The organism is Mycobacterium haemophilum DSM 44634 (assembly GCF_000340435.2).
In the GTDB taxonomy this organism is placed as follows: domain Bacteria; phylum Actinomycetota; class Actinomycetes; order Mycobacteriales; family Mycobacteriaceae; genus Mycobacterium; species Mycobacterium haemophilum.
The window spans coordinates 3,246,204-3,267,075 of record NZ_CP011883.2; the positions used below are offsets into that span (position 1 = coordinate 3,246,204).

The 20,872-nt window shown below is 64.8% G+C and carries 18 protein-coding genes and 2 pseudogenes; 8 read left to right on the forward strand and 12 right to left on the reverse strand.

From position 1 onward, the window contains the following. Positions 1-177: 177 nt before the first annotated feature. Both B586_RS15145 and ychF read right to left on the reverse strand, forming a co-directional pair. Positions 178-435: pseudogene (locus B586_RS15145) on the reverse strand (type II toxin-antitoxin system Phd/YefM family antitoxin); the annotation flags it as partial. A 94-nt stretch (positions 436-529) separates the two neighbouring features. Further along, on the reverse strand, positions 530-1,603 hold the full coding sequence (gene ychF / locus B586_RS15150) for a redox-regulated ATPase YchF (RefSeq protein WP_054879518.1): 1,074 nt from the start codon (positions 1,601-1,603) through the stop codon (positions 530-532). 142 nt (positions 1,604-1,745) lie between these two features. On the opposite strand from ychF, the gene B586_RS15155 reads away from it, so the two are divergent. Beyond that, positions 1,746-2,921: a DUF6542 domain-containing protein gene (locus B586_RS15155; RefSeq protein ID WP_211141502.1), complete on the forward strand. Its 1,176-nt coding sequence runs from the start codon at positions 1,746-1,748 to the stop codon at positions 2,919-2,921. A gap of 10 nt (positions 2,922-2,931) precedes the next feature. On the opposite strand, the gene B586_RS15160 is transcribed toward B586_RS15155, so the two are convergent. Further along, complete coding sequence (locus B586_RS15160) at positions 2,932-3,930, reverse strand: 4-hydroxy-3-methylbut-2-enyl diphosphate reductase (protein WP_047316027.1); 999 nt, start codon at positions 3,928-3,930, stop codon at positions 2,932-2,934. A 156-nt stretch (positions 3,931-4,086) separates the two neighbouring features. Between B586_RS15160 and B586_RS15165 the strand changes: the two genes are divergently transcribed. The 4 genes from B586_RS15165 to B586_RS15180 are packed head-to-tail and all read left to right on the forward strand — an operon-like array spanning position 4,087 to position 7,407. Beyond that, entirely contained in the window at positions 4,087-4,704 is a 618-nt protein-coding gene (locus tag B586_RS15165) for a lipid droplet-associated protein (protein WP_054879516.1), read from the forward strand. After that, positions 4,701-5,987 (forward strand): exodeoxyribonuclease VII large subunit, encoded by a 1,287-nt coding sequence (xseA, locus tag B586_RS15170; RefSeq protein ID WP_047316029.1) that lies wholly within the window; start codon positions 4,701-4,703, stop codon positions 5,985-5,987. Before B586_RS15165 ends, xseA begins: the two co-directional genes overlap by 4 nt. Beyond that, complete coding sequence (locus B586_RS15175) at positions 5,977-6,225, forward strand: exodeoxyribonuclease VII small subunit (protein WP_054880888.1); 249 nt, start codon at positions 5,977-5,979, stop codon at positions 6,223-6,225. Before xseA ends, B586_RS15175 begins: the two co-directional genes overlap by 11 nt. A 51-nt stretch (positions 6,226-6,276) precedes the next feature. Beyond that, positions 6,277-7,407, forward strand: coding sequence for a 3-beta-hydroxysteroid dehydrogenase (locus B586_RS15180; RefSeq protein ID WP_054879515.1), 1,131 nt, complete (start codon positions 6,277-6,279; stop codon positions 7,405-7,407). 43 nt (positions 7,408-7,450) lie between these two features. Here B586_RS15180 and B586_RS15185 read toward each other — a convergent pair whose 3' ends face one another. Further along, complete coding sequence (locus B586_RS15185) at positions 7,451-8,248, reverse strand: dienelactone hydrolase family protein (RefSeq protein WP_054879514.1); 798 nt, start codon at positions 8,246-8,248, stop codon at positions 7,451-7,453. A gap of 25 nt (positions 8,249-8,273) precedes the next feature. Then, complete coding sequence (locus B586_RS15190) at positions 8,274-8,960, reverse strand: DUF4245 domain-containing protein (RefSeq protein ID WP_236971415.1); 687 nt, start codon at positions 8,958-8,960, stop codon at positions 8,274-8,276. 103 nt (positions 8,961-9,063) lie between these two features. Between B586_RS15190 and glpX the strand changes: the two genes are divergently transcribed. Both glpX and B586_RS15200 read left to right on the forward strand, forming a co-directional pair. After that, positions 9,064-10,131, forward strand: a complete 1,068-nt coding sequence (gene glpX, locus B586_RS15195) for a class II fructose-bisphosphatase (protein WP_047316033.1) — start codon at positions 9,064-9,066, stop codon at positions 10,129-10,131. Between the two features lie 37 nt (positions 10,132-10,168). Beyond that, positions 10,169-11,575 carry a class II fumarate hydratase gene (locus B586_RS15200; RefSeq protein ID WP_054879512.1) on the forward strand — a complete coding sequence of 469 codons (1,407 nt, stop codon included), beginning with the start codon at positions 10,169-10,171 and terminating at the stop codon, positions 11,573-11,575. A 73-nt stretch (positions 11,576-11,648) separates the two neighbouring features. Here the strand turns inward: B586_RS15200 and B586_RS15205 are convergent, their stop codons facing one another. The 5 genes from B586_RS15205 to glyA all read right to left on the reverse strand — a co-directional run bounded on the left by B586_RS15205 (position 11,649) and on the right by glyA (position 17,908). Continuing rightward, a complete protein-coding gene (locus B586_RS15205) occupies positions 11,649-13,073 on the reverse strand; it encodes an adenylate/guanylate cyclase domain-containing protein (RefSeq protein WP_054880887.1) in 1,425 nt (474 codons plus the stop codon). A 170-nt stretch (positions 13,074-13,243) separates the two neighbouring features. After that, positions 13,244-14,119 carry a polysaccharide deacetylase family protein gene (locus tag B586_RS15210; RefSeq protein WP_047316036.1) on the reverse strand — a complete coding sequence of 292 codons (876 nt, stop codon included), beginning with the start codon at positions 14,117-14,119 and terminating at the stop codon, positions 13,244-13,246. 56 nt (positions 14,120-14,175) lie between these two features. Then, entirely contained in the window at positions 14,176-15,477 is a 1,302-nt protein-coding gene (locus B586_RS15215) for a PhoH family protein (RefSeq protein ID WP_047316037.1), read from the reverse strand. A 244-nt stretch (positions 15,478-15,721) separates the two neighbouring features. Beyond that, the gene (locus B586_RS15220; protein WP_047316080.1) at positions 15,722-16,549 is read right to left on the reverse strand and encodes an acyl-ACP desaturase; all 828 of its coding nucleotides are present in this window, start codon (positions 16,547-16,549) and stop codon (positions 15,722-15,724) included. Between the two features lie 78 nt (positions 16,550-16,627). Continuing rightward, on the reverse strand, positions 16,628-17,908 hold the full coding sequence (gene glyA / locus B586_RS15225) for a serine hydroxymethyltransferase (protein ID WP_054880886.1): 1,281 nt from the start codon (positions 17,906-17,908) through the stop codon (positions 16,628-16,630). A gap of 137 nt (positions 17,909-18,045) precedes the next feature. Here glyA and coaA point away from each other — a divergent pair, with 137 nt between their 5' ends. Beyond that, positions 18,046-18,984 carry a type I pantothenate kinase gene (gene coaA / locus B586_RS15230; RefSeq protein WP_047316038.1) on the forward strand — a complete coding sequence of 313 codons (939 nt, stop codon included), beginning with the start codon at positions 18,046-18,048 and terminating at the stop codon, positions 18,982-18,984. Between the two features lie 17 nt (positions 18,985-19,001). Here coaA and B586_RS15235 read toward each other — a convergent pair whose 3' ends face one another. Next, a complete protein-coding gene (locus tag B586_RS15235) occupies positions 19,002-19,415 on the reverse strand; it encodes a hypothetical protein (protein WP_047316039.1) in 414 nt (137 codons plus the stop codon). A 173-nt stretch (positions 19,416-19,588) separates the two neighbouring features. After that, positions 19,589-20,830: pseudogene (locus B586_RS15240) on the reverse strand (hypothetical protein). Positions 20,831-20,872: the final 42 nt, after the last annotated feature.

Genomic DNA, 20,872 nt, shown 5'->3' on the forward strand with positions numbered 1-20,872 from the left:
ACGTCCACTCCGACGTCCCAGCCGCGCTTGTTCCCGTTCGCCCAACGGCTGGCCCGCCCGGAACGGATCCTGAGCGAGCGGACCCTGGATAAACTCCCAGCAAGCAACCGCCACCGACTTGGGAAGCATTTCTGTCAGTGCTTTTACGAGCCGACCTGGTGAGTCGGATCTCGTACGTCACACGGGAAGCCGGCCGCGGGCCCGCATGTCCGCGGTGACGTCTTCCAGCGAGTACAACTCGCCCCGGTTCGCCTCGGTTTCAGCCTGTCGGAGGTCATCTACCAATGCCTGGTCGCCGAGTATCGCCAGAGTCTCGATGATCGAGTCATAGTCCTCAGCACTCAAGATGACTGCCACTCGTCGGCCTTGGCGAGTGACCTCGATCCGGGCGTGGGTCCGCACCGCTTCCTCCACGAGGCGCGACAGATTCGCACGAACCTCGGCAGGGGAAGATTATCCATATACAGAATTCTAGCGTTTCGCGTCGAAATCGCTCTGCCGTTGCTGGAGACATTGAAGCGCAATCGAGTTACACGTTGAACCGGAACTCCACCACGTCGCCGTCGGCCATCACGTAGTCCTTGCCTTCCATCCGGACCTTGCCGGCCGCCTTGGCAGCCGCCATGGACCCGGCGGCGATCAGGTCGTCATACGACACGATCTCGGCTTTGATGAAGCCCTTCTCAAAGTCGGTGTGGATCACCCCGGCGGCCTTCGGCGCGGTGTCGCCCTGATGGATGGTCCATGCCCGTGCCTCCTTGGGGCCCACCGTCAGAAAAGTCTGCAGCGCCAGCGTGTGGAAACCGGCCCGGGCCAGCGCATCGAGCCCCCGCTCGGTCTGCCCGATCGACTCCAGCAGCTCGGCGGCCGACTCGTCATCGAGTTCAGCCAGCTCGGACTCAATGGCGGCGTCCAAGAACACCGCATCCGCGGGCGCGACGAGCTGGCGCAGCTCAGCTACCCGCGCGGCGTCGGTCAGCACAGCCTCGTCGGCGTTGAAAACGTAGAGGAACGGTTTGCTGGTCAGCAGGTTCAGCTCCCGCAGCGCCGATCCGTCAAAACCGGCGGCGAATAACGTCGTCCCGCCATCTAATACCTGTTGTGCGCTGATTGCCGCGTCGTAGCTAGGTTTGCGTTCCTTGTTGTTGCGAGCTTCTTTCTCCAGCCGCGGCAGGGCCCGCTCCAGGGTTTGCAGGTCGGCCAGGATCAACTCGGTATCGATGACCTCGATATCGGATTGCGGATCCACCCGGCCGGTGACATGTGTGATGTCGTCGTCGGAGAACACCCGAACCACCTGGCAGATGGCGTCGCATTCGCGGATATGGGCCAGAAACTTGTTACCGAGCCCGGCCCCCTCGGACGCACCCTTGACCAGGCCGGCGATGTCGACGAAGGTCACCGGGGCCGCCACGATGCGCTCCGATCCGAACAGCTCAGCCAGTTTGGCCAGCCGCGGATCAGGCAGCGAAACGACGCCCTCGTTCGGTTCGATCGTTGCGAACGGATAGTTGGCAGCCACCACATTGTTCCGGGTCAACGCGTTGAACAATGTCGACTTGCCGACGTTGGGCAGACCCACGATTCCCAGACTCAAGCTCACAGGGAACCAAGTCTAGAGCTCAGCCGGATAATGGTCGGGGCCCCGGCCGAGATAGAACACCTGAGTGTGAAATGCGTGGCACACCAGGGGCCGCGACTAGGTATTTACGGGCCTTTCGGCCCATTGCCGGTACGGTCAACATGTGTCGACACAGCGGGCTCGGTCAACGGTGGAGCCTACCCACCGCTCGATCCTCCCCAATATCCCAGGTGTGCCGTGGTGGGCAGCCCTGCTTATCGCCACGGCCGCGTCGGCCATCGGGTACGCAATCGACGCGGGCAATACGGACCTGACTGCCGTCTTCGCCGGCTTCTACTTTACGGGGTGTGTTGCAGCAGTGCTGGCGGTGCGGCAGTCGGGCCTGTTCACCGCGGTCATTCAACCGCCGCTGATCCTGTTCTGCGCGGTGCCTGGCGCCTACTGGCTGTTCCACGGCGGCAAGATCGGCAGCCTCAAAGACCTCCTGATCAACTGCGGCTATCCCCTTATCGAGCGTTTCCCGCTGATGTTGGGTACCGCCGGCAGCGTGCTGCTGATCGGCCTGGCCAGGTGGTTCTTTGGGCTGACGCACCGGACGACCGCATCATCAAACAGCGACGACGACACGGCTGGCACCGTCAGCAAGCCAAACTCTTTGATCAGCGGCATCACTGCGGTACTGAACTCGATTCTCCGCATCGACTCCAACGACCAGGACTATCGAGCCGACGAGGACTCCGCCGGCTCGCAGCGGATGCATTCAGACCGTCCCCCCAGAACCCGGCGAGCGGCCCGGGAAGGTCGGTCCGCCCAGCGCCCCACCCGAACCCACTCCAGACATGCTCGACGTCCGGTGGAGGACACCGGCGACCCATCGGTCGAGCCGCGGCGACACTCAAGCCGCCGCGGCTCGGCGCAAGCCCGCGACTTTGACGCCGACCAGCCACCCCGTCGGTCGCGTCGCCGCCCCCCGCCACCAAGTGCTCGAGAGCTGCACGGCCAGCCGCCACGAGAAATCCGTCGAGACGCTTACGGGCGCCGTAGCAGCCCCTACGAGCGGCCGGCCAGCCGCAGCAGCCGCTTGGAGCCGTACGGGAGGTACGAGCAGCCCGGGCCACCCGAGCACTTCACTGGGTACGGGCAGCCGCCCTACGAACGCTACGAGCAGCCGCGCCGTCGGGCCACGCCGCCCGGGGCAGGCGGCGTCAACCCGACACATCACCCGATCTCGCAGGTCCGCTATCGCGGGTCAGCCGCTCGAGACGAACCTCGTGCCGACCGCCGGCGATCGCAGGCACCCCGCCGACCCGCGGCTGAATCCTGGGAATTCGACGTCTGAGTCCGGTCGCTTAGTGCGAGGACCGGATCTCCCGGGGCAGCGCAAACACCAGTGTCTCGTTGGCCGTCGTCACCGACTGAACCACGTCGTAGCCGCGTTCAGCCAGCCACGTCAGCACACCTTGCACCAGTATCTCGGGGACAGATGCCCCCGAGGTGACACCCACCGTCGTGACACCGGCCAGCCACGCCGGGTCGATATCGTCGGCCCAGTCGACCAGGTACGCGGCCCCGGCCCCGCCGCCCACTGCCACCTCGACCAGCCGCACCGAATTCGAGGAATTTCGAGACCCGACGACGATGACCAGCTCGCATTCGGGCGCCATCGCCTTGACCGCGACCTGCCGGTTCTGGGTCGCATAACAAATGTCGTCGCTGGGCGGGTCCTGCAGCTTCGGGAAGCGCTGTCGTAACCGCTCGACGATCTCCATGGTCTCGTCCACCGACAGCGTGGTCTGCGATAACCAGACCACCTTGTTCTCGTCGCGGACCGCTACCTGCTGCACGGCGGCCAGCCCGTCGACCAGCTGCACGTGCGTGGGCGCCTCCCCGGCGGTTCCGACGACTTCTTCGTGGCCCTCATGGCCGATCAGCAGGATGTCGTAGTCGTTACGCGCGAACCGCTTGACCTCGTTGTGCACCTTGGTGACGAGCGGACAGGTGGCGTCGATGGTCCGCAGGTTCCGTTCGGCCGCGGCCGCATACACCGTTGGTGCGACCCCGTGTGCGGAGAAAACCACGATGGCGCCCTCGGGAACGTGGTCGGTCTCCTCGACGAAAACCGCGCCGGCCTTTTCCAAGGTCTCGACCACGTGCCGGTTGTGCACGATCTCGTGGCGCACGTAGACGGGGGAGCCGTACTTCTGCAGTGCCCGCTCGACCGTTTCGACGGCACGATCCACCCCTGCGCAGTAGCCACGCGGTTCGGCCAGCAGTACCCGTTTGCGCGTTGGGTTTTCAACTACCGACCTCGAAGCACCGGGAATTCCCATGTTGACAGTCGGCGGCATGCCCTTCAGGGTACTTTCTGCCGACCTCGACGGCACCTAGGCCTGATGAGCGGCGACCCGCTGCACCCGGCCCCGCCGCGCTTGCGATCGCCACTGGCTTCATGAGTGGCGACCCGCAGCTTGGAGTTGGCCGTCGGTTGAGGCAATCTTGGACGTATGGCTACTGCACCGTATGGGGTTCGGCTTTTGGTCGGCGCGGCGACAGTCGCTGTCGAAGAGACATTGAAGTTGCCGCGAACCGTCCTGATGTGCCCCATGACGTTGGCCAGTCAGGCGGCACACATTGTGATGAGATTTCAGCAGAACCTGGCTGAGCTGGTGACTAAGGGCGACGGCACCCTAGAGACGCTGTTTCCACCGAAAAGCGAGCAACCGGAATGGGCAACGTTTGATGAGGACGTGACTGACACGGTCGACGCAACCCCCGCCCCATTGCCCGGAGTCGATGTCATCGACATCGATCGCCGATCCGAGGGACGATTCGCCTTGTACTCGGTGTCCGACTCATCTGAGCCTGAGGCCACCAATCCGTTGACCCAGTCGATGCCCACTAGGCAAGCGAAGAAGACGGCGGCTAAGCCGACAGTTCCCGCACCGGCGGTCGCAGCCGATCTCGACTATCCGGCGCTGACGCTGGCCCAGCTGCGGGCCAGGCTGCAATCGCTGGATCTCGACGAGCTCGAAGCCCTGCTGGCTTACGAGCAGGCCACCAAGGCCCGTGCTCCGTTCCAGACGCTGCTCGCCAACAGGATCACCCGCGCGACTGCGAAGTGACGGAAGCGGTGCCGGCTGACTCGGTGAACTCGAGGACCAGTTCGCAGGCAAACTCGGCTGAGAACCCGTTCCCGGTTCGCGCGGTGGCGATCCGGGTCGCGGGATGGATCGACAAGCTGGGCACCGTCTGGGTAGAGGGACAATTGGCGCAGATCACCATGCGGCCCGACACCAAGACCGTGTTCATGGTGTTGCGTGACCCGGCGGCCGACATGTCGCTGACCGTGACCTGTTCGCGCGACTTGGTGCTACGCGCGCCGGTGAAACTGGTCGAAGGCATTCAGGTAGTGGTATGCGGCAAGCCCTCGTTCTACACCGGGCGCGGCACATTTTCTTTGCGTCTCAGCGAGATTCGCGCAGTTGGCGTCGGAGAGCTGCTGGCACGCATCGATCGGCTACGCCGGCTGTTGGACGCTGAGGGGCTCTTTGACCCGCGACTTAAGCGGCCGATCCCCTTCCTGCCCAACGTGATCGGGCTCATCACTGGCCGGGCCAGCGCTGCCGAACGCGATGTGACGACCGTGGCCAGCGCGCGCTGGCCTGCGGTGCGTTTCGCTGTTCGCAACACCGCTGTCCAGGGGCCCAACGCTGTCGGCCAGATCGTCGAGGCGTTGCGCGAACTGGATCGCGACGTTGATGTCGAGGTGATCGTGGTGGCCCGCGGCGGCGGCAGCGTCGAGGACCTGCTGCCGTTTTCCGATGAGACGCTGTGCCGGGCGATCGCGGCGTGCCGCACGCCGGTGGTCAGCGCAGTCGGTCACGAACCCGACAACCCGCTGTGCGATCTGGTCGCCGATCTGCGCGCCGCCACACCCACCGACGCCGCCAAGAAGGTCGTCCCGGACACCGCTGCCGAGCAGCGGCTGATCGATGACTTACAGCGGCGCAGTGCGCAGGCACTCCGCAATTGGGTATCCCGCGAACAACGGGCGCTGGCCCAACTACGCAGCCGCCCAGCATTGGCCGACCCACTCAGGGCACTGACGACGCGCACCGAAGAAATACACCGCGCCCGCTCGGCGCTGCGTCGCGACATCACCCGACTGGTCACCGCCGAGGCCGAGCGGGTCGGTCATCTGACCGCCCGGCTGGCCACGCTGGGTCCGGCGGCCACATTGGCCCGCGGCTATGCCATTGTGCAAAGCCTCGAAGACGGGGCGCAGACCGGTCCTGCGGCAGTGCTGCGGTCGGTCGATGACGCACCCGCAGGCACCAGGCTGCGGGTGCGGGTTTCTGATGGCGCCATAGTGGCGATTAGTGAAGGACGGGCCGATGGTCCCTGAGGACGATAGCGGCAAGACCCGCTCAACTACACCCATTAGTCAACTTGGCTATGAAGCTTGCCGAGACGAGCTGATCGACGTTGTGCGACTCTTAGAGCAGGGTGGGCTGGATCTTGATGCGTCGCTGAAACTCTGGGAAAGGGGTGAACAACTCGCTAAAAGATGCGATGAACACTTAGCTGGCGCTCGCCAGCGAGTCGCCGACACCCTCGCCGCTAGCGAGGCCGAGGAAGCCTGATGACAACCGAAATAAGGACCAGTTTTCTTTCAACTGAAACACGTGTCAGTGATGCTTCGCGGCATGGGTGACGCATCGTTGACGACCGAACTCGGTCGCATCCTGGTCACCGGCGGTTCGGGCTTCGTCGGCGCCAATCTGGTGACCACCTTGCTAGACCGCGGATACCGGGTACGCTCCTTCGACCGCGCCCCGTCGCCGCTGCCGCAGCACCCGCAGCTGGAGGTACTGCACGGTGACATCACCGACGCGACGATCTGCACCACAGCGATGGACGGCATCGACACGGTCTTTCACACCGCGGCGATCATCGAGCTGATGGGCGGCGCTTCGGTGACCGACGAGTATCGACAGCGCAGCTACGCAGTCAACGTGGGCGGTACCGAAAACCTGGTCCGCGCGGGACAAAAGTCCGGAGTCAAACGATTCGTCTACACCGCATCCAACAGTGTGGTGATGGGCGGCACGCCCATCACCGACGGCGACGAAACACTGCCCTACACCGAGCGGTTCAACGACCTCTACACCGAAACCAAAGTGGTCGCCGAAAAATTCGTGCTCTCACAGAACGGCGTCCCGGATGGTCGGGGCATGCTGACATGTTCGATCCGGCCCAGCAGCATCTGGGGTCGCGGCGACCAGACCATGTTCCGCAAGGCATTCGAAAGCATCGTCTCCGGTCATGTCAAGGTACTCATCGGCAGTAAGAACGCCAAACTGGACAACTCCTACGTGCACAACCTGGTTCACGGCTTCATCTTGGCTGCCGAGCACCTGGTCCCGGGCGGCACCGCACCTGGACAAGCCTACTTCATCAACGACGGCGAGCCGACAAACTTCTTCGACTTCGCGGAGCCGATCATCAAGGCGTGTGGTGAAAATTGGCCGCGGATGCGGGTCTCCGGCCGGCTGGTGCGCGACGTGATGGCGGTGTGGCAGCGGCTGTACTTCCGCTTCGGGCTACCGAAGCCACCGCTGGAACCCGTTGCGGTGGAACGAGTTTACCTCGACAACTACTTCTCCATCGCGAAGGCGCACAAGGATCTGGGATATCGGCCGCTGTTCACGACCGAGCAGGCCATGATCGAATGCCTGCCTTATTACACAGAGCTATTCGAACAGATCAAGGCGGCGGCCAAGCCGCATTTGGCGTCCCTCGTCGCCACCCCGCCGCCCGAGTAGCGCTGCACCGGCATCGAAACTTCAAGCAGTGCGAATCTTCGGCTTAAGTCAGAGCCTGGGTGAGGAACTCAACCACCCGCTTACGGGCCTCGTAAGCTGGCTGGCCGTCAACTTCGCGGATCTCGTCGGTCAGCACCGAGTGCGCCGTCCGGCCGAAACCGTGTGCGTTGCCCGGGTGCGAGTCGATCTCGATCACCTCGAACGCGTCTCCGAGCCGCTGCTTGAGCGTCGTAAACCGTTCGCGCGGCGACATCTTATCCGCACTAAACCGCAGGCCCATGGCGCACAAGCCTTCGTTGGCACAGCGGTCGGCGACAATGGTCAGCTCGGATTGGCTCAACCCGGGATCGCTGCGGCCCGCGGCGGTCAGCGGGATGGGTAGCGACGGCTGACTGAGCACCGGCGCCAGCACACTGTCGTCAACTGCGGCCGCCAGCGCGAAGCCACCAGTGAAGCATTGGCCGATCACGCCGACGCCCTTGCCCGGTGTTGACGCGTTAACGTCACGAGCCAGCGCGCGCAGAAACAGCGACACCGGCCGCTGCTTGTTGGTCGCAAACGCCGCGAATTCCCTTGCCACACAAGCGCGCGCGATGGTGGCGATGGTGTAGCCGGCCGACGCCGGCTTGCCTGGCTCACCGAACAGCGACGGAATGGCGACGGTGAACCCGTTATCCACCAGATGATTACCCAGGGCCAGCACACCGGGATGGATCCCAGGCACCTCGGGAATCAGCACCACCCCCGGGCCGGCGCCGTTGCGGTAGACGTCATGGGTGTAGCCGGCGCCGGTGAACGGTTTCACCGACCACCCAGACAGGTCCGCTTGGGGTGCGGTCACGCGGGTGCCCCTTTCTGGTCCGGCCTTAACGCGCCGGCAGCGGCGGCTGCGATTGCGTCGCCGACGCCAGCGTCCGGAACTGGTCGGGGCTGCCAGCCCCGGTGATCGCGATCTGGGCGGGACCGACCGGGCTGGCGAGCCTGCTGGTCCACACCGGCTCGGCGGCCGCCCCGCTGCGGTCTTTGTTCTGGTCCGAGCTTTGATAGACCACCCAGTTGGTGCCGGCCACATCGACGGTGCCGGTCGGATATGAAGACGGATGGATCGAGGCGACCAGCTTGTCCTCGTCGGCGTTGCTCTGGGTCAGGCTCAGATACATTCCCGTCGGGGTGATATATCCGACGGTCGAGGTGACCGCGTGCAGCCGCTGACCGGATAGGTCCGTCCGCCCACCTTCGATACCGCCGCGAGCGCCGGAGTTGGGCCGCCAACCCGCGGGGAGCTGCGGCAGCCGAACCGGAAACCCCAACGCCCGAGCATCTGCTCGCAACGCCGCTGCCGCGTCGTAGGACGGAACCGGGCCCTTGGTCGTGCCGCCCGGCGCAAACGCACACATCCCGACCATGCCCGCCAGCATGATGCACCCAACCACCAGCGGCACCAGCGACCAGAACATGTCACGACCATCCTGCAGCAGCCGCGGTTTAGCCGGCCGTGACGCCGGACCCGCCTGGCCGGCGACCTCGGAATTTGGCTGCCGCTCCACGGTCACCCCCCGAGTATCCCAGCCCTGCTGCTTGACCACTATCACTGGCTTATCACCGGCTAGAGCCCAGCTCCAGGTGGCGGATCTGCTTCTGGGACAATCACCAACCATGACAGCTGAGGGCGACGGCTCGTTCGGACCCGGTTCGCTGGCGCGGCCGCGCGGTGAAGCGCCAGATCGCAACCTGGCCATGGAACTTGTCCGGGTCACCGAAGCCGGTGCCATGGCCGCCGGCCGCTGGGTAGGCCGCGGCGACAAGGAGGGCGGCGACGGCGCGGCCGTCGACGCGATCCGCGAACTGGTGAACACGGTCTCGATGCGCGGCGTCGTTGTCATCGGCGAAGGCGAGAAAGACCATGCGCCGATGCTGTACAACGGCGAGGAAGTCGGCAATGGTGACGGCCCGGACTGCGACTTTGCTGTCGATCCGATTGACGGCACCACGCTGATGAGCAAAGGCATGCCCAACGCCATCTCGGTGCTGGCGGTCGCCGATCGGGGCGCGATGTTCGACCCGTCGGCGGTGTTCTACATGAACAAGATCGCCGTGGGGCCCGACGCCGCGCACGTACTGGACATCACCGCGCCGATCGCCGAGAACATCCGGGCAGTCGCCAAGGTCAAGGACTTGTCGGTGCGGGACATGACCGTGTGCATCCTGGACCGGCCACGGCACGCCCAGCTGATCGACGACGTCCGCACCACCGGCGCCCGAATCCGGCTGATCACCGACGGCGACGTCGCCGGCGCAATCTCCGCGTGTCGCCCCCAATCGGGCACCGACATGTTGGCCGGCATCGGCGGCACCCCGGAAGGCATCATCGCGGCCGCGGCGATCCGGTGCATGGGCGGGGCGATCCAAGCCCAACTCGCGCCACGCGACGACGTCGAACGCCGCAAGGCTCTCGACGCCGGCTACGACCTAAACCGGATTTTGACCACCGAAGATCTGGTCTCCGGCGAGAACGTCTTCTTCTGCGCCACTGGGGTCACCGACGGTGACCTGCTCAAGGGGGTGCGCTACTACGCCGGCGGCTGCACCACCCAGTCAATCGTGATGCGTTCGAAATCGGGCACCGTTCGGATGATCGAGGCCTATCACCGACTCTCCAAGCTCAACGAATACTCCGCCATCGACTTCACTGGCGACAGCAACGCCGCCTACCCCCTGCCGTAATACCACTCACCGAACCTGAAAAGACGGGACCCAATTCATGGCCGACAGCGCCGAATACCGCATCGAACACGACACCATGGGTGAGGTACGGGTACCGGCAAAAGCGTTGTGGCGCGCGCAAACCCAGCGCGCGGTGGAGAACTTCCCAATCTCCGGTCGGGGTTTGGAACGCACCCAAATCCGCGCGTTGGGCCTGCTGAAGGGCGCCTGCGCGCAGGTCAACAAAGACCTGGGATTGCTGGCGCCGGAGAAGGCCGACGCGATCATCGTCGCGGCGGCCGCGATCGCCGACGGCCGCCACGACGATCAGTTCCCGATCGACGTTTTCCAAACCGGGTCCGGCACCAGCTCCAACATGAACACCAACGAGGTGATCGCCAGCATCGCGGCGGCGGGCGGTGTCACTGTGCATCCCAACGACGACGTCAACATGTCGCAGTCGTCCAACGACACCTTCCCGACCGCGACCCACATCGCAGCCACCGAAGCCGCGGTACGCCATCTGATTCCGGCGCTGCAAGAGCTGCACGCAGCACTGGCGACCAAGGCCCGCGAGTGGCACACGGTGGTCAAATCAGGTCGCACCCACTTGATGGACGCCGTTCCGGTGACGCTCGGCCAGGAGTTCGGCGGATACGCCCGCCAAATCGAAGCCGGAATCGAGCGCGTACGCGCCACGCTACCGCGGCTGGGTGAACTGGCGATCGGTGGCACCGCGGTGGGCACCGGCCTCAACGCTCCCGATGGCTTCGGCGCTAAGGTAGTCCAGGCACTGGTCACTGCGACAGGTCTGACCGAATTGCGAACGGCGGCAAACTCTTTCGAGGCTCAGGCCGCCCGCGACGGGTTGGTAGAGGCATCCGGGGCGCTGCGCACTATCTCGGTGTCACTGACTAAAATTGCCAACGACATTCGGTGGATGGGATCCGGCCCGCTGACCGGCCTGGCGGAGATCGGACTACCAGATCTGCAGCCGGGTAGTTCAATCATGCCAGGCAAGGTGAATCCGGTTCTGCCGGAGGCGGTTACACAGGTCGCCGCGCAGGTGATCGGCAATGATGCCGCCGTTGCCTGGGGTGGCGCAAATGGCGCCTTTGAGCTCAACGTCTACATCCCGATGATGGCCCGCAACATCTTGGAGTCGTACCAGCTGCTGGCCAACGTGTCCAGGCTGTTTGCCCAGCGCTGCATTAAGGGGCTTTCCGCCAATGTCGAGCACCTGCGTGAGCTGGCCGAGTCGTCGCCGTCGATCGTGACGCCCTTGAATTCGGCCATCGGCTACGAGGAGGCCGCCGCGGTGGCCAAACAAGCGCTCAAGGAGCGCAAGACCATCCGCCAGACCGTCATCGACCGCGGCCTGATCGGGGACAAGCTGTCCCTCGAGGAGCTGGATCGTCGACTTGATGTGCTGGCGATGACAAGGGCCAAACCGGCCAATTCCTAATGCCGCGAAAGTGCAGCTGCCGACCTGCTTCTCGAGTGCAGCCGTCGCCAGTTGCACTTTCGCGTCTCAGGAGTCAGTCGAGGCCAGCCGGCGCCAAGACCTGTGTGGCCTCCGAGCGCCCGCGCAGCACCGTGGAATAGCGTTCGGCCCAGTGCTCGCGCTCAGCTTCGCTAGCTCGGTCGATGGCCGCCGACGAACACAAGATCCGGCGGTCTGAGGTTTTGGCGAGGTCGGCAAGCCGTGCAGCCTCATTGACGGCGTCCCCGATCACGGTGTATTCATACCGGTTTTCAGCACCGATGTTGCCCGCAAAGACTCGACCTGCCGAAACGCCAATGCCGAAGTCCATCACCGGAAGCTGGCGCAGCTGAGTACCAAGAGCACGTGCGGCTGCCAAGGCTGCCGAGGCGGGTTCGTTGGTCCGCAGCGGCGCGCCAAACACGGCCAGCGCGGCGTCTCCTGCGAATTTGTTGATCAGCCCCTGATGGTCGCCAACGGCGCCGACCACGATCCGGAAAAAGTCGTTGAGCACCTCGGCAACCTCTTGCGGCGGGCGGCTGTCCGCCAGCTGCGTCGAGCCCACCAGGTCGATGAAAAGAACTGCGGCCTCAACCACATTGCCCGACAGCGACGCGCCCTCCTCGATGGCCCGATGGGCAACGTCCGTCCCGACGTAACGCCCAAACAGATCACGCAACCGGTCACGCTCGGCAAGGCCGGCGACCATACGGTTGAATCCGGTTTGCAGGCGCCCAATTTGGGAGCGCTCGTAGGCGCCGACATACGTTCCAATGTGGCCACGCTCGACCTCCGCCATCGCGTCGACGACCTCACCGATTGGGTCCGATATGGACTTCGACGTCAGGATCATGATCGGCAGCCCAAGAAGCAGCGCTGCCAGCGACACCACTAACAGCGGCACATCCAATGACGCAGACTTCTGAATGAGCCAGCCGTATTTATGCAAAACAACAAAGGCTACGGTGGCCCCGATAGGAAGTGCGCTGCACAGGAACCACAGGAGAATCAGTCGCGCCAACACACCGGGCACCGCCAGACGAGGCTCGGAACCCAGCGTGGCGACCCGCATGATCGGCCGCAGGGTGCGTTGGGTGAGGAGCAGACCGGTGCCCGCGGCAGCCGGTCCGCCGAGCAGCACACCGAGCAATATGGGCAGCAGCAGCGCGGCCCCGCCAGCACGATTCAGCAGCATCAGGATGCCGCCACCCAGCCCCCATGCTGCCAACAGGATGGTCGACTGACGCCCCGGAATTTTCCTTACGGAGTCGCGTTGATCCGGGGTCGGTTCCTCCCCCACGACGAACCAGCCCAGCGTGGGAAACAGAAGCAGCGCACCCCCAACCGCGACGCCGATGGCCCCCAGCACCAGCAGAGTCACGATGGCGCCCATGTTCTTCTGGACGAAGTCGAGGTAGGTGTGGCCCCGTAGCGGAATCAAAATGGCGGACACGCTGATGACGGCAAGGACATAGGCCATGGCGAGGTCGACGGCATAGTGAATCGACAACCCGCCAACCGTCTTTCGCTGGCCTTTGTGCTTCCCACCGGATCTGGCCGCGAGATTCCGCCGTCGCCGCGTGCCCCAACCCACAGCACGCCCCGCCTTGCTCACGCTAACAAGTTAGCCGCAGGTGGCGCGGGCCCGGCTTAGGCACCGTCATTCGGCCCGCCCGAGTTCTGGCCGACAATGTCGGTGATCGGGAAGTTGGGCATCGGCTTGGGTGACGGGGTGTTGGGCAACGCCGGGAGCTCACTGGCCGGGATGTCATGAAGCTGGTTGACGGGTGGACCGTTCTCCCGACTGCCGTAACTGCTACCGGGCGCCCGCGGTCCAAGCAATTCGGTGACTGTCACCAGCCGGTAGCCGTTGGCCTTGAGCACCGGGATGAACTGATACACCAGGTCGACGGTGCTCGAGTAGGTGTCATGGAACAGCACTACCGACCCCGGCTTGATCTGCGTCATCAACATATAGCGCGTTGCGGCCGTGTTGGAGTCGTTAGCCCAATCGAAAGGGATTACATCCCAAAGGATTTCGGCTTGTCCATAGCGGCCGGCGATTTCGCGCACCGCGTCATTGGACAAGCCGCCGGCAGGACGCCACAGCGTCGGCGTCCGCCCGGTTGCCGCGGTAATCGCGTCGTTAGCTCGGGAGAACTGGCCGGCGATGTCCTCGGGAGGGATCGTCGTCATATTGGGGTGTTCCCACGTGTGGCTGCCTATTTCCATGCCCGCGTCGGCGATGCGCTTGGCTCCCGCCGGGTTAGCTGCCACCTTGTTGCCGATCAGGAAAAACGTGGCCTTGGCGTCGTTGTCCTTCAGGATTTGCACAAGCCGGTCGGTGTACGGCCCCGGCCCGTCGTCGAACGTCAATGCGACACACGTGACGTGCGCGCAACTCATGTCGTCGGCGCGCGTCACGTGACCGGTGAGTGCGCCGATCACCAGCACTGCCCCAGCCGCGACGACGCCGAAGACGGTCCGCCAATAGCGCCAGGCCTGGGTGTCCGGTCGTTTCGGCACGATGGCAGCCTACCGAAGAGCAGCCCGCCGCCAGTGAGTTTGCAGTCTGGGCGCCGTCAGTGCGGCCCGGTGATCTCCTCAAGCATCTCGGTGACCAACGCCGCAATGGGCGACCGCTCGCTGCGCTGCAGGGTGACGTGAGCAAACAGCGGATGGCCTTTAAGCTTCTCGATCACTGCCGCCACACCGTCGTGGCGGCCGACGCGCAGGTTGTCGCGCTGGGCGATGTCGTGGGTCAGCACCACCCGCGATCCCGTACCCAGCCTGGACAACACCGTCAGCAAGACATTGCGCTCGAGTGACTGTGCCTCGTCGACAATGACGAATGAGTCATGCAACGAGCGACCCCGAATGTGGGTCAACGGCAGCACTTCAAGCATGCCCCGGGAGAGAACCTCCTCAAGCACCGCGGGGCTGGCCAGGCCTTCGAGAGTGTCGAACACGGCCTGTGCCCACGGGCCCATCTTCTCGCTTTCGCTGCCGGGCAAATAACCCAGCTCTTGGCCGCCGACGGCGTACAGCGGGCGGAAGACCACTACCTTGCGGTGAGTCCGCCGCTCCAGCACTGCCTCTAGACCGGCGCATAGTGCCAGCGCCGACTTGCCGGTGCCGGCTTTGCCACCCAACGACACGATGCCCACCGACTCGTCAAGGAGCAGGTCGAGCGCGACACGCTGCTCAGCGGAACGACCACGCAGCCCGAACACTTCGCGGTCACCGCGAACCAGCTGGACTCGTTTGGCGGCGTTGACGCGGCCCAGTGCATGGGAGTTGCCGCCCAGCAGCCGAATCCCGGTATGACAAGGCAGGTCCCTGGCTTCACCCAGGTCGATCTCTCCTTCGGCGAACAGTGCGTCGATGTCGTCAGCGCAGGTCTCGATCTCGTGCATCCCGGACCAGCCGGAAGCGATGACATCCTGCGCGTGGTACTCGTCGGCGGCCAGTCCGACCGCGGCGGCCTTGACCCGAAGTGGAATGTCCTTGCTGACCAGCGTGACCCGCCTACCTTCGGCAGCGAGGTTGGCGGCGCAGCTCAAAATCCGGGAATCGTTACTCTCGGTGCGAAAGCCGGCGGGCAGCACCGTGGGGTCCGAGTGGTTGAGTTCGACATGCAGCCTCCCGCCTTGCGTTCCGACCGGTATCGGCTGATCCAGCCGTCCATGCTCGAGCCGAAGGTCATCGAACAGCCGCAACGCCTGGCGGGCGAACCACCCCAGCTCGTGGTGGTGACGTTTGGCCTCCAGTTCGCTGATTACCACCAGCGGCACCACCACTTCGTGTTCGGCGAACCGACTGCACGCCCAGGGATCAGACAGCAGCACGGAGGTGTCGAGCACGTACGTCCGGGTCTCGGTCACGGAGCGCTCCTCGATAAGCCCGTGCGGCCCCACACAGGCATCGTGGCGGGGGCCGCGGCACCAGGACCGGGGCCGGTCCTGCCGGTGTAGTGCCCCGTGCAGAAACCGGGAGTGCCGCCCTGGCAGCAGAGCATGTCGCTGGCCATCGAATGCGACGCTACTCTCGTGGCGGCACCGCCGCCGCGCAGGCGCGCCGAGACCGGATTCGCGAGGATGCCCGGCGCACGTCGGGAGGAATAGCGACTTAGCTGGTGACGAATTGCGCTAGTTGCGGTTCGCCTGTCAAGCCCCATGCAATGATGCGGTCGGAGATCACTTGCCGCAATTGGGCAGGTCCGAAAATGCCCGCCGCGGCGATGTTTTCTACTTTGTCGCGGTAGGCGTCAATGTCAGCACCGAGGACATCGAGGCTGGCTGCACGGGCGACGATCGCGGCGATCGTCTCGTCGCGGGCGAACTCCAGGCAGTGCGCGACGAGGTTGGCGAAGAACTCCTCGTGACGTACTTCGTCTTTGGCGATCTTGTCGATCAGTCCGGCCAAGGCGGGCTCCTCAACTTGCGCTGCCAGGCTGCCGCAAAAAACGGCGTGGCTGCGCTCCAAGAACGCCATGTAGACCAATGTTTCGATCTGGGTGTACGAGTTGGCGCGGTAGCCCTTCATTACGTGCTCGACTCGAACCTGTTCGTTGGCCGCCGGGTCGACCTCGCGGGTCACTACCAAGTATTCGCGCAGCGCGATGGCGTGCAGGTGCTCCTCCGCGGTCCACCTGCCGAGCCAGCGGCCCCACCATCCCTCGAGAATGAAGTGCTCGACGAGTTCGCGGTGATGACTGGCGAGATTGTCTTTGAGGATCAGCAGGATCTCGCAGGCGTCCGTGATGGCCTTGGGCAGCGTCGCCTGGGACGGGTCCCAATCGCGGCCGCCGAGGAAGGCAAAGTTTTCACCCCGGTCGAACGGCACGTAGTCGTGGGCGAACCAGATGTCCTCGTTGGCGAGGTGTCGAGCCATGTTGTCTTCCACCACCGGCTCGAGCTCGAGGATCAGCGCGTTAGCTACAGGTTTCTGTGCCATGCGGTAACTGTAACCCGTGTACACAGGTTTCGTGAAATCCGACGCCCCGTGTCGTCGACGGTTTGCGTCGTCGGCGGATTAGCGACCGGCCAGCGTCCAATCCTCGAGTCCCTCGTAGAGCGGGAACTCCCTGGCCAGCTCGGTCACCCGCTGCCGCAACGCGGATATATCGGCCGACCTGCCCGCCACCAGGGCGGTGGCGATGATGTCGGCGACCTCGGTGAACTCCGCGTCGCCGAACCCCCGGGTCGCCAACGCGGGGGTCCCGATCCGCAGGCCTGAGGTCACCATCGGCGGCCGGGGGTCATTGGGAACCGCGTTGCGGTTGACGGTGATGCCGGCCTCGTGCAAAAGGTCTTCGGCTGCCTGGCCGTCGAGCGGGGAGTTGCGCAGGTCGACCAGCACAAGGTGGACGTCGGTGCCGCCGCTGACCACCGACACCCCAGCCTTGGCGACATCGGCGGCGGTAAGCCGATCGGCGAGGATCCGGGCGCCGGCCAGCGTGCGCTGTTGGCGGTCGGCGAACTCGGGCGTGGCGGCGATCTTCAGCGCGACCGCCTTGCCCGCGATGACATGCATCAGCGGTCCGCCCTGCTGGCCGGGGAACACCGCTGAGTTGATGGCCTTAGCGAACTCTTGCTTGCCCAGGATCATTCCGGAACGGCCGCCCCCAAGCGTCTTGTGGATCGTGGTGGAAACCACCGCGGCGTGCGGCACCGGAGACGGGTGCAGTCCCGCGGCCACCAGGCCCGCGAAGTGCGCCATGTCGACCCACAGCTTGGCGTCGACTTCGTCCGCGATCGACCGAAAGGCAGCGAAGTCCAGAATTCGCGGGTAGGCCGACCAGCCAGCGATCAGCACCTTCGGGCGGAATTCCAGCGCCTTGGCTCGCACCGCGTCCATGTCGATGAGATGCGTTGTCGCGTCGACGCCATAAAAGCCGGTTTCATACAGCTTGCCGGAGAAGTTCAGCCGCATGCCGTGCGTCAGATGACCGCCATTGGCCAGGTCCAGGCCCAGCAGCCGCTCCCCCGGTGACATCAGCGCATGCAGCACCGCGGCGTTGGCCTGGGCTCCCGAGTGCGGCTGCACGTTGGCGAAGTCGGCACCGAACAGCGCCTTGGCCCGGTCGCGGGCGATGTTCTCCACGACGTCGACGTGCTCGCAGCCGCCGTAGTAGCGCCGGCCGGGCAACCCCTCGGCGTACTTGTTGGTCAGCACGCTGCCTTGGGCCTGCAGCACCGAGCGCGGCACGAAGTTCTCCGAAGCGATCATCTCCAAGGTGTCCCGTTGCCGGCCGAGTTCTTTGCCCAGCAGCTCGGCAATATCGGGGTCGATGTCGGCGAGCGGGGCGGACATCAGGGAGGCCGTGTCGGGGATAGGGGTGCGGGCGTCGGGTGCGGCAGTCACGGGCGCCAGTCTATCCAGCGTCGCCTTCGGGGGCCTTTCGACAGCCCAGCCGTCGGGCACGCGTTCCTGCCTGCAAGACTGACACCATGCCGCGGCTGAGCGAGCCGAGCCCGTATGTCGAGTTCGACCGGAAGCAGTGGCGCGCGCTCCGCATGTCGACGCCGCTAGCACTCACCGAAGAGGAACTGATCGGCCTGCGTGGTCTTGGTGAACAGCTCGACCTACTCGAAGTTGAAGAGGTCTACCTACCACTGGCCCGGCTGATTCATCTTCAGGTCGCCGCCCGCCAGCGATTGTTTGCCGCCACCGCGGAATTCCTCGGCGAGCCGCAACAAAACCCGGACCGGCCGGTGCCGTTCATCATTGGGGTAGCCGGCAGCGTGGCAGTCGGCAAATCAACCACCGCCCGCGTGCTGCAAGCACTGCTGGCTCGCTGGGATCACCATCCCCGGGTCGACCTGGTGACCACCGACGGTTTTCTCTACCCCAACGCCGAGCTGGATCGACGCAATCTCATGCACCGCAAAGGCTTTCCGGAAAGCTATAACCGCCGAGCGCTGATGCGGTTCGTGACCTCTGTGAAGTCCGGTTCCGACTACGCGTGCGCACCGGTGTATTCCCATCTGCGCTACGACGTTATCCCCGGGGCCAAGCACGTGGTCCGCCATCCCGACATCCTGATCTTGGAGGGCCTCAACGTATTGCAGACCGGCCCTACCCTGATGGTGTCGGACCTATTCGACTTCTCGCTCTATGTGGACGCCCGGATCCAAGACATCGAGCAGTGGTACATATCGCGGTTTTTGGCGATGCGCGGCACGGCATTCGCCGACCCGGAGTCACACTTCCACCACTACTCGGCCCTTAACGACACCAAGGCGGTCGCCGCCGCCCGCGAGATCTGGCGGTCGATCAACCGGCCCAACCTGGTGGAGAACATTCTGCCCACCCGCCCCCGCGCCACCCTGGTATTACGCAAAGACGCCGACCATTCCATTAACCGGCTGCGCCTGCGCAAGCTGTAGCTGTCGACGCGGGACGGTTACGTCGCCAGACGACGCACTCCCAGGTACTGCAGTCCCGCGAACACCGCGGTATAGACACCACTCGCCAGCGTCGCGGCGACCCCAGTGGTGGTCATCGGCACTACTTCAGCGGCCACGATCGCCGCCAGCGTGTACACGATATTGGCCACGACGACACTGATCCCGACCCGCCGCAAGTTCGGCAACGCCGCGAGGCTGAACACCACCAAGCCGTAGAGCACGAAGAAGGCGCCCATAGCGTATTCCTGACCGGACGTCAGCCCGGTCAGCGACGAGAACTCGTCGGCGGCGAAGGCGACGGCCAGACCGAGCAATCCCGTCAACGTGGCGTCGGCACGCATGGCAAAACGCAGCAGCGAGTCGGTCGAGTCGTATAGGGGTCTGGTTCGCTGACCAGGGATAGCGGTCATGTGATTACTCCCTCAGGATGGCGGTTTGGGTCGAACAGGTTTGAGGGTGCCGGCGAAGCACTGCCAGATCGACTCGCGGCGCTGCCAAGTACTGCCACCCATAGAAGGACTAGGCAGTTCATCCGGCTATTCCCACTCGGACTAAATTGCGCGGACGCGCCAGCTCACCGGGCTTAGTCACTGGACGCAGCGACACGCCCGCGCAGATCGGCGGCGATCAGCCGGGCCGCGGCGTTTTGCCAGTTATGCAACGAACGCTGGGGAACCTCGGTGACCAACCATTGCCAGGCAAGACGCGCGGTCGGATCCAAACCGGAGGCAGTGGCGTTCTGGGCGTAGGCGCGCACACCGACAACGTAGGGGAAATACAGCGAGTTGTAGTAGCGCCACTGCTCGGTGGTTCCGAAGTCGCCGGCGTCGCGCGGCTTGAGCCTCCCAATGCCGTCGGCGAGAACAGTCTTGAGTTCGTTGGTCCGCTCCAGCGGATGGTCGGGCGCGCCGCGGGCGGCAAGTCGCTCATCAATCACCGGCAACGCGGTCAGCGGGCTGGTAACCAGTTTGGTCAGGTCACCGTAGTGGCCCAGCGCCCGGCGGGTAAGCCTGACAAACGCGTCCTCGTCGACATCGGCCAGGGGATCAACCGACCGCAGCGGCAATGCCGCACCGGTGTGCCGTAGCGCGGCCCGGTCGGCGCGCAGCGTGGGCGACTTGGAGAACGCTAGGCGGTCCAGGATCCCGGCCAAGGGATCGGCCAGCACCTGTACCGTGATCGAGATCGCCAGGCTTGTGAACAGCAACACGGTCAGCGCGATATGCGCGGTGGGTTCGTGGCGGGTTGCCGCCAGGCCGATCAGGGCCTGGCCACCAAACAGCGCCGCCACCACCGAACAGCCAGCAAACGGGCGCAGCATGTCGGCACGCAGCGCCTGGCCCCTCATCAAAGGCATCCCACAGGGCCACGGCCACACCCAGCAGCAGCACGTCGACCCCCGTCGACGCCAGGGCCAGCCAGCTGGGCACCAAGCCGAGCGAAATAATCAGGATGGCATTGGCGACAATGACCAGTCCGAGGCCACTGCGGCCAACGGGCACCGGCTGGGCAGGCCGCCGTATCGCGGTGACCATGGCGCCCAGCGTGGATATCGAGATCACCGCGCACATCAACCAATGGCCCGGCCGCAGCGGTCCGTTAACACTGCCGGCCATCGTCGCGCCGAGCAGTGCGAGCGCACCAACCGCGCCGACCAGCAACAGTTCAGCGGTGCGCGCCCGAGCGGTGTCAGGCGGCCGGGACAGCTCGACGAGTACTGCGAACCACGCCACGCCGGGGAGAACAACTTGCGCGGATTACGAGCCAGCAGATACAACCCGAGCCACCCGCTGAGCGCGAATACCACCGCCGACAGCGCAGCCACGCATCCAGTGTGGCACGCACGCGACGACCTGTGGTTATGCCT